The 8,724-nt window shown below is 69.6% G+C and carries 8 protein-coding genes; 6 read left to right on the forward strand and 2 right to left on the reverse strand.

The window, feature by feature from the left end; genetic code table 11:
• On the forward strand, positions 1–1,830 hold a 1,830-nt coding region (locus tag PMI01_RS01120; RefSeq protein ID WP_007661861.1), incomplete at its 5' end, for a family 78 glycoside hydrolase catalytic domain.
• A 25-nt stretch (positions 1,831–1,855) separates the two neighbouring features.
• On the opposite strand, the gene PMI01_RS01125 is transcribed toward PMI01_RS01120, so the two are convergent.
• Complete coding sequence (locus PMI01_RS01125; RefSeq protein WP_157223641.1) at positions 1,856–2,599, reverse strand: hypothetical protein; 744 nt, start codon at positions 2,597–2,599, stop codon at positions 1,856–1,858.
• A gap of 93 nt (positions 2,600–2,692) precedes the next feature.
• Here PMI01_RS01125 and PMI01_RS01130 point away from each other — a divergent pair, with 93 nt between their 5' ends.
• Positions 2,693–4,477 (forward strand): alpha-L-fucosidase, encoded by a 1,785-nt coding sequence (locus PMI01_RS01130; protein WP_157223642.1) that lies wholly within the window; start codon positions 2,693–2,695, stop codon positions 4,475–4,477.
• 88 nt (positions 4,478–4,565) lie between these two features.
• On the opposite strand, the gene lldD is transcribed toward PMI01_RS01130, so the two are convergent.
• Positions 4,566–5,702, reverse strand: a complete 1,137-nt coding sequence (lldD, locus tag PMI01_RS01135) for an FMN-dependent L-lactate dehydrogenase LldD (RefSeq protein WP_007661876.1) — start codon at positions 5,700–5,702, stop codon at positions 4,566–4,568.
• Between the two features lie 109 nt (positions 5,703–5,811).
• On the opposite strand from lldD, the gene fucP reads away from it, so the two are divergent.
• The 4 genes from fucP to PMI01_RS01155 all read left to right on the forward strand — a co-directional run.
• Positions 5,812–7,092, forward strand: coding sequence for an L-fucose:H+ symporter permease (gene fucP, locus PMI01_RS01140; RefSeq protein ID WP_007661877.1), 1,281 nt, complete (start codon positions 5,812–5,814; stop codon positions 7,090–7,092).
• On the forward strand, positions 7,089–7,433 hold the full coding sequence (locus tag PMI01_RS01145; protein ID WP_007661878.1) for an L-rhamnose mutarotase: 345 nt from the start codon (positions 7,089–7,091) through the stop codon (positions 7,431–7,433). The genes fucP and PMI01_RS01145 overlap by 4 nt, the downstream gene beginning before the upstream one ends.
• On the forward strand, positions 7,430–8,458 hold the full coding sequence (locus PMI01_RS01150) for an aldo/keto reductase (RefSeq protein ID WP_007661879.1): 1,029 nt from the start codon (positions 7,430–7,432) through the stop codon (positions 8,456–8,458). Before PMI01_RS01145 ends, PMI01_RS01150 begins: the two co-directional genes overlap by 4 nt.
• A partial coding sequence (locus PMI01_RS01155) for an amidohydrolase family protein (RefSeq protein ID WP_007661880.1) occupies positions 8,458–8,724 on the forward strand: 267 nt, incomplete at its 3' end. The genes PMI01_RS01150 and PMI01_RS01155, both read left to right, overlap by 1 nt.

An 8,724-nucleotide genomic window follows, 5' to 3' on the forward strand; every position in this document is an offset into this window, starting at 1 on the left:
CGGCTGCCGCGCGGCTGGCGCGAGGCGGCCTTCGACGACACGGCCTGGGAGCCGGCGCGGATCGCCAAGGCCCCGGCCGGCCGCCTGGTCGCGGCGATCCATGAACCGGTCACCGGGGTGGCGACCCACAAGCCGGTGGCGACCCGCGAGGTCTCGCCTGGCGTCTGGGTGTTCGATTTCGGGCGGATCATCACCGGCCAGCCGGTGCTGGCCGCCGCCGGCCCGGCCGGGCGGACGGTCTCGCTGGTCCTGGCCGAGAAGCTGCGCAAGGACGGGACGATCCAGGTCGCCAGCGGCCTGATCGACGCCCAGCTGCTGACCTTCCGCTACATCCTGGCCGGAACGGGCCGCGAGAGCTGGCGGCCGGCCTTCGGCTATGGCGGCTTCCGCTACGTCCAGGTCGCCGGCCTGACCGGCCCGCCGGCGCCCGACACGGTGACCGCCGTCGAAGTGCATTCGGCGGTGGCCTCGATCGGCACGTTCGACTGCGGCGACGCCCTGCTGAACCAGGTCCACGACGCCGCGCGCCAAGGCCTGCTCAACAACATGCACGCCGCCCAGACCGACACCCCGACCCTGGAGAAGAACGGCTGGACCGGCGACGCCCAGGCGTCCTCGGCCGCCGCCGCGGTCAATTTCGACGTGGCCCGCACCTGGACCAAGTGGCTGGACGACTTCGGCGACGCCCAGGCGGCCAACGGCGAACTGCCCGAGATCGTGCCCACGACGCCGTTCTACGGCTATGAGAACAGCCCGGGCTGGAACTACATCTGGGGCCCGACCCCGGCCTGGGACGTGGCCGCCTTCATCCTGCCCGAGGAACTGGCCTTGCGGTTCGGCGACCGGCGGATCGCGGCGCGCACCCAGGCGATGCGCCGCCGCCTGGCCGACTACACCGCGACCTTCATCAAGGGGCCGGACTTCCGCTACGACCGGGGCCTGGGCGAGTATGCCGCCGCCGGGCCGACCGGGCCGGTCGACGCCACCTCGACCGCCTTCTTCTTCCACATGCTGACCGGGGCGGCCGCCAGCGCCCGTCAATTGGGCCAGGCCGAAGAGGCGGCGCGCTACGCCGCGCTCGCCGCCCAGGTGCGCGAGGCCTACAACCGCCGCTACTGGGACGCCGCCACGCGGCGCTACCTGGCCCCGACGGCGGGCGGCAAGCCGGCGGTCTACGCCCAGACCATGAACGTGCTGCCCGTCGCCCTCGGCCTGGTCCCGGACGGTCAGGCCCAGGCGGTGGTCGACGGCCTGGCGGCCGACCTGATCGCCAAGAATTACCGCCTCGACGTCGGGGTCTACGCCCTGCGCTACCTGCCCCGGCTGCTCGGCGACCACGGTCATGGCGACGTCGCCTACAAGGTGGCCACCCGCACCGACCAACCCAGTTGGGGCTTCTGGCTGAAGAACGACATTCGCAGCATGCCGGAGGGCTGGAGCCTGGGCGCGCGGTCGTGGAACCACCACTATTTCGCGTCGATCAGCAGCTGGTTCTACGAGGGCCTGGCCGGGTTGCGGCCGGCCGCGCCGGGCTATGCCCGCCTGCAGGTGCGGCCCACCCTGCCGACCGGGCTGGACCGGGCCGGGGCGACGATCCTGACGCCGCGCGGCGAGGCCGCTTCGCGCTGGCGGCGCGAGCCGGACGGCCTGGCCGTGCTGGAGGTCACCGTCCCGGGGGCTTGCGTGGCCGAGGCCTGGCTGCCGAACGGCGGCCAGCGCCTGCCCCGCGCCCCGGCCGGCGCCCGGTTCCTGCGCCAGGAAGCGGGCTGCGCGGTCTATGCCGTCCCGCCGGGCCGCCACGCTTTCCGCTTCAGGCCGAGAACCGCCTAGCCCGGGGAAGCCTCGGCGCAGACGGTCATTTGGGGACGGGCATCTCGCCCATATTCCGGATCATGTCCGTGATCTCGTTTTTGCTGAGGTCATGTCCGTTGACCATGACGTCCGCCAAAATGAAGTGGGTCTTGCAGTGCGTGACGATCAGATTCCATGCCGCGCCTTGCCGTTCCTGAAAGTAGTCTCGGACGCGCGCGTCGCGGTCGTCCTCGGGCAGATGCTCGGTGTACTTCGCGATCAACCGAAAGACCTTCGCCAGATCGTCCGCCGCGCGCGTAGCGCTAAAGGCGGCCGGGGTCTGCGAGACGCTCTCTCCGGCCAACCCGCCTAGATAGACGGTGACCTCGTCGGCGATCAGAGCCAGGCCTGCCTCTGAGTACTCCAGTGGCGTCAACGCTTCGCCGGCGAAGCGTGCGTCCAGGTCCTCTCGCTTGACCTCGTTGGCGTCTGTCGGGTGGTCAATGACGGCGCCGACGGGTTCCCGACTGATCTGGATGTAGAGCACCGGAATACCCAGCGCGGCGGCGACGGTGGCATGGCCGGCTTCGTGCCGGGCGAGATCGTGATCAACCATTCGAAGCACTCCTGAACGCCGCGCGGAAAGCGGGGTGTTCTCGCCACGGCCTCGTCCAAGGTCAAGTTTGGCGCCTTCCGCGCTTTCTGAATCCGCGCCGCCTCCAAGGCTCACCAACTCGTCCTTTTCGATTTTCGCATCGGTCGACGACTCGGGATTGACCGGCGCTTCGATTTGCGCGATGTCTTTCACCCAAGAAACTACAAATCATATATGAAACGAATAGCCCGTAGGGGGAGGTCCTAGATGATACGATTGACGGTCAGCGCGCTGGTTCTGGCTTTGATGACGAGCACCGCCGTTCAGGCCCAGGACGCCGTCGGCGCGCCTCCGGAGCAGACGCGGTTCAAGGCGCAGGTCTATGAGCCCGTCCAGCACGATCCGGCGACGACCCAGGCGCTGGCGCGCTTCAACAACGACCGCTACGCGATGTTCATCCATTGGGGGATCTACGCCCAGGCCGGCGGCGTGATCCGCGGCAAGCGGTTCTACGGCGCGTCCGAATGGCTGATGCAGCGCAGCAAGACCCCCAGCGCCGAGTACCTGGCCCTGGCCGAGGAGTTCAACCCGGTCGATTTCGACGCCAAGGCCTGGATCCGCACGATCAAGGCCGCGGGCTTCCGCTATGTGGTGATCACCGCCAAGCACCATGACGGCTTCGCGATGTTCAAGTCGGCGGCGTCCAAGCACAACATCGTCGACGGCACGCGCTTCGGCCGTGACCCGCTCAAGGAACTGGCCGAGGCCGCCAAGGCCGAGGGCGTCGGCCTGGGCTTCTACTACTCGCAGTACCAGGACTGGACCGAGCCGAACGGCGGCGGCAACGACTGGGAATTCGACCCCAAGAAGACCGACTTCGACTCCTACTTCAACACCAAGGTCGTCCCGCAGGTCACCGAATTGCTGACCAATTACGGACCCTTGCGCGAAATCTGGTTCGACACCCCCGGACCCATGGCGCCCGAATATTCCAAGCGGTTGCGCGAGCTGGTCAAGAAGCTGCAGCCCGACTGCCTGCTCAACAGCCGGATCGGCAACGGCCTGGGCGACTACAGCTCGCCGTCCGATTCCGAGGTCCCCCCGGCCAGCCTGGTGCATGGCGGCGATTGGGAGTCGGTGTTCACCCACAACCGCAGCTGGGGCTATTCGGCCTTCGACAATGACTTCAAGTCGACGGACACCCTGATCGAGTTGCTGGCCACCTCGGCCAGCCGCGGCGGCAACTTCATGCTCAACATGGGTCCCGACGGCCGGGGCCGCTTCCCCGAGGGCGCGCAGTCTCGCCTGCTCAAGGTCGGCGACTGGCTGAAGGTCAATGGCGAGAGCATCTACGGCACCACGCGCTCGCCGCTGCCGCAGACCCCGTGGGGCGTGGCGACGCAGCGCGGCACGCGCCTCTACCTGCACGTCCTGGATCGTCCGGCTGACGGCGTGATCCGCGTTCCCGGCCTGACCGAAGCGGTCACCAAGGTGACGCTGCTGGCCGGCGGCGCGGCCCTGTCGTTCAAGCAGGGCGACGGCCTGGCGATCACCTTGCCCAAGGACCCCACGCCCAGTGACGACCTGGTGATCGCCGTTGACACCCGTGAGCCGGTCGCCGCGCGACGCGACCAGGGGGCGGTCCTGTCGCCCGTCTATGGCCGCCAGCCGCTCGACGTCGCCGACGCCGTCCTGAGCGAGGGCGTCAAGCTTGAGGCGGTGAAGACCCAGCTGTCGGTCGACGACACGCGGAAATACTACACCGTGGTCGGGCTGGACGATCCGGCCAAGTCGATCGCCTGGACCGTGCAGGTGGAGCGCCCCGGCGACTACCACATCGACCTGCAGTACTCGGCGACCGCCGCCCAGGCCGGCCGTGAAGGCGTGGTCGAGATGAACGACCAGAAGCGCGCCTTCGGCGTGGTCGAGACCGGCAAGATCGAGCGGCGCAAGCCGGTGTTCCTGGCGTTCCAGCCGGTCGGGATCCTGCACTTCGACAAGCCGGGCCGCTACACCGTGGCGATCCGCCCCCAAACCGCCGGACAGGAGCTGTTCTCCGTCCGCGCACTGTACCTGACGCCCGCCAACTAGCGGCGCGTCGAAACCTCCCCGCCTGGGCCGGACGACCCCCGTCGTCCGGCCCCTTTTTATTGGGGGTCGAGTTTAGCGGAGCCCCCTCCTAGCGAGGATCGAGCAGGCCGCGATCGATGTCGGCGATGGTCGTGACGCCGGACAGCGCCAGGGTGGTGCGCATCTCGGCCATCATCATGTCGAGCAACTGGCCGACGCCCCCGCCGCCGGCGGCGGCCAGCGCATAGACCCAGGCGCGGCCCAGCAGCACGCCCTTGGCCCCCAGCGCCAGCATCCGCACCACGTCCAGTCCCGAGCGGACGCCGGAATCCGCCAGGACGGTCAGCTGGTCGCCCACCGCCTCGGCGATGCTGGGCAGGGCCCGCGCGGTGGACAGGGCGCCGTCCAGCTGGCGTCCGCCGTGGTTGGACACCACCAGTCCGTCGGCGCCCAGGCGGACCGCGTCGCGGGCGTCGTCGGGATCGAGGATCCCCTTGATGATCAGCGGGCCGTCCCAGGCCTCGCGGATCCATTCCAGGTCCCGCCACTGGACGGTGGGGTCGAAATTGGCCCCCAGCCAGCCCATGAAATCCTCCAGGCCGCTGGCCTGGCCCAGGACCGGCGCGATGTTGCCCAGCTGATGGGGCCGTCCGCGCAGCCCGACATCCCAGGCCCAGGCCGGCTTGCCGGCGACCTGCAGATAGCGGCGCCAGGCCGCGTGGGGGCCCGAGAGTCCGCTGTGGGCGTCGCGCCGCCGCGCGCCCGGAACCGGCATGTCGACGGTGAAGACCATGGCCGTGGCGCCCGCTTGCTTCGCCCGGGCGATCAGGTCGCGCATGAAGCCGCGGTCGCGGATCACATAGAGCTGGAACCAGATCGGCGCGGCCGAGGCGGCTGCCACCTCTTCCAGCCCGCAGACCGACACGGTCGACAGGCAGAACGGCAGGCCGCGCTGGGCGGCGACGCGCGCGGCCTGGGCCTCGCCGCGCCGGGCGTACATGCCGCTCAGGCCCACCGGCCCCAGCACGATGGGCGCCGCCAGGGATTGTCCGAATAGCGACGTCGTCAGGTCGACGCCGCCGACGTCCTTGAGAACCCGCTGTCGAACCGCCAAGGTGGACAGGTCAGCCACGTTCCGGCGCAAGGCGCCTTCATCGCCCGCGCCGCCGTCGATATAGTCGAACAGGAAGCGCGGCAGCCGCCGTTTGGCCGCTTGCCTGAAGTCCTCCGTCGAGGTGGCGATCATCGCTTTCCAACCCTGCGCTCGCTTGCATTTCTTATATGAACCTGTATTTCATATTTGTCAGAAAACAAGGGCGCGCGTCAGACGCGCCGATCGAGGAGGGTTTTGTCCAATGCCGACCGATGTCGCGGCCGCGCCGCCACCGATCGTGGAGCGCCGCTATGCCGTCGCGTTCGCGCTGGTTACGACACTGTTCTTTTCGTGGGCCCTGGCGGCGGCGCTGAACGACGTCCTGATCCGCCAGTTCCAGAAGGCGCTGGACCTGACCCGCGCGCAGTCGAGCCTGATCCAGACGGCGTTCTATCTCGGCTATTTCTGCGCGGCGATTCCCGCCGGGTTGCTGATCCGGCGCTACGGCTACAAGGCCACGATCCTGTTCGGGCTCGGCTGCTACGCCGCCGGCGCGTTCCTGTTCTACCCGGCCGCCGAGGTCCAGCGTTTCGGCGTGTTCCTGACGGCCCTGTACGTGATCGCCATCGGCCTGGGCTTCCTGGAGACGGCGTCCAACCCCTATGTCTCGATCCTCGGCGCGAAGGAGACCGCCTCAGCCCGGCTGAACCTGGCCCAGTCCTTCTACGGCGTCGGCGCGATCCTGGGGCCGGTGATCGGCGGCCTGTTCGTGCTCTCGGGCGTCGAGCACAGCCCCGCCGCCCTGTCGGCCATGACGGCCGCCGAGCGCGCGACCTGGCGCACCAGCGAGGCCGCCACGGTCCAGGGGCCCTATGTGGCGATCGGCATCGCGGTCTGCCTGCTGGCGGTGCTGATCGCGCGAACCCGATTCCCGAGCATCGAGCGGCCCTTGGCGGAGCGGACCGAGGTCCGCTCGTTCTGGGCGGTCCTGCGTCACCAGCGCCTGGTTCGCGCCGTCGTGACGCAGTTCTTCTATGTCGGCGCCCAGGTCGGGGTGTGGAGCTTCTTCATCGACTTCGCCAAGACCCAGGCGCCCCAGTTGGGTGAACGCAGCGTCGCCTTCCTGCTGTCGGGCAGCCTGGCCATGCTGATGGTCGGCCGGTTCAGCGGCGCCTTCCTGCAGAGCCGGATCGCGCCGGCCCGGCTGCTGGCGATCTACGCCGCCGCCAATATCGTGCTCTGCGGGGCGGCCGTGACCCTGAGCGGCGAGGTCGCGGTGGCGGCGCTGTGGCTGACCAGCTTCTTCATGTCGATCATGTTCCCGACCATCTTCGCCCTGGGGGTCGAGGACCTGGGCGAGGAGACCGAGAACGGCTCGTCGTTCCTGATCATGTCGATCATCGGCGGCGCCCTGATCCCGCCGGCCATGGGGCTGGTCTCCGACCGCATCGGCGGGGTCCACCACATGATGGCCATTCCGATGCTGTGCTTCGCGGTGGTGCTGGGCTTCGCCGTCCTCGTCCTGCGCGAGAAGCGCCGATGAGCCGGCGGCTGGTCCACGCCCTGGACCTGGTCGCGGACGCGGGGCTGATCGCCGCCTACGAGGCCCGCCACGCGCCCGGCGCGGTCTGGCCCGAGGTGGTCCATGACATCCGCCAGCGCGGCTACCTGGCCATGGAGATCTGGCGGCTGGAGGACCGCCTGGTGATGATCGCCGAGGTCGAGGACGATTTCCCCCGCCCCGCCGACCCCGCCTTGCAGTCGAGGGTCGAAGCCTGGGAGCGGGAGATGGACGCCTTCCAGAAGCCGATCCGCGACGACGGCTCGAAATGGGCGCCGATGGCCCGCATCTTCGCGCTCGACGAGCAGGAGCACGACGCATGATCCCCAAGCGCACCCTTGCGCGCACGGGCCTGGCGATCAGCGAACTGGGGTTCGGCGCCGCCTCGCTGGGCAACCTCTATCGGCCGGTCGGCGACGGAGAGGCCAGGGCGACGCTCGAAGCCGCCCTCGCGGCCGGCCTGACCTATGTCGACACCGCGCCGCGCTATGGCCACGGCCTCAGCGAGCGCCGGGTCGGCGACCTGCTGCGCGACCGCAAGGACACCGTCCTGTCGACCAAGGTCGGCCGCCTGCTGACGCCGGACCGCAGCCTGAGCGGCGACGGCGAGCGGTACGGCTTCCGCTCCGCCATGCCGTTCGAGCAGGTCTACGACTACAGCCACGACGGCGTCATGCGGTCCTACGAGGACAGCCTGCAACGCCTGGGGCTGGCGCGGATCGACATTCTCTATGTGCACGACATCGGCCGCCTGACCCATGGCGACGACCACGAACGCACCTTCGCGCAACTGACCACGGGCGGCGGTTTCCGGGCCCTGGAGCGGCTGCGCGACAGCGGGGCGATCAACGCCTTCGGGCTGGGCGTCAACGAGTGGCAGGTCTGCCTAGAGGCGATGGACCACGTCGACCTGGACGTCGTCCTGCTGGCCGGGCGCTACACCCTGCTGGAGCAGACCGCCCTGGCGACCTTCCTGCCCGCCTGCCTGGCGCGCCGGGTCTCGGTGGTCATCGGCGGCGCTTACAATTCGGGAATCCTGGCCAGCGGGGTCAAGCGCGACGGTCCGCACTATTACGACTACGGCCAGGCGCCGGACGACATCGTCGAGCGGGTGCGACGGCTGGAGGCCGTCTGCGACCGGCATGGCGCGCCCCTGGCCGCCGCGGCCCTGCAGTTCCCCCTGGCGCATCCCGCCGTCGTCAGCGTCATCCCCGGCCTGGGCTCGGTCGCGCGGGTCGACCAGACGCGCGCCCTGTACGCCCGGAAACTGCCCGCCGACCTGTGGCGCGACCTGCGGAGCGAAGGGCTGGTCGACGCCGAGACGCCGCTGCCGGGCGATCTCGCGTGATGCGCATCGACGCGCATCATCACGTCTGGCGCCTGGCGCGCGGCGACTATGGCTGGCTGACGCCGGCCATGGGCGTGCTGCACCAGGATTTCGAGCCGGAGGCGCTGCGCCCGAAGTTGCTGGCCGGCGGGGTCGGGGCGACCATCCTGGTGCAGGCCGCGCCGACGCAGGCCGAGACCGACTTCCTGCTGGCCACCGCCCAGGCCCATCCGTGGATCGCCGGGGTGGTCGGCTGGACCGACCTGTCGGCTCCGGATGCGGCGGCG

Origin of the sequence: Caulobacter sp. AP07, assembly GCF_000281955.1 — a bacterium.
Classification (GTDB): Bacteria; Pseudomonadota; Alphaproteobacteria; order Caulobacterales; family Caulobacteraceae; genus Caulobacter.

What these genes read in the sequence shown, in the direction of transcription:
- lldD (WP_007661876.1), bottom strand. Translation starts at nt 5,702, where the DNA reads ATGATCGCCACCTCGACGGAGGACTTCAGGCAAGCGGCCAAACGGCGG.
- PMI01_RS01150 (WP_007661879.1), top strand. Translation starts at nt 7,430, where the DNA reads ATGATCCCCAAGCGCACCCTTGCGCGCACGGGCCTGGCGATCAGCGAA.
- PMI01_RS01130 (WP_157223642.1), top strand. Translation starts at nt 2,693, where the DNA reads ATGACGAGCACCGCCGTTCAGGCCCAGGACGCCGTCGGCGCGCCTCCG.
- PMI01_RS01145 (WP_007661878.1), top strand. Translation starts at nt 7,089, where the DNA reads ATGAGCCGGCGGCTGGTCCACGCCCTGGACCTGGTCGCGGACGCGGGG.
- fucP (WP_007661877.1), top strand. Translation starts at nt 5,812, where the DNA reads ATGCCGACCGATGTCGCGGCCGCGCCGCCACCGATCGTGGAGCGCCGC.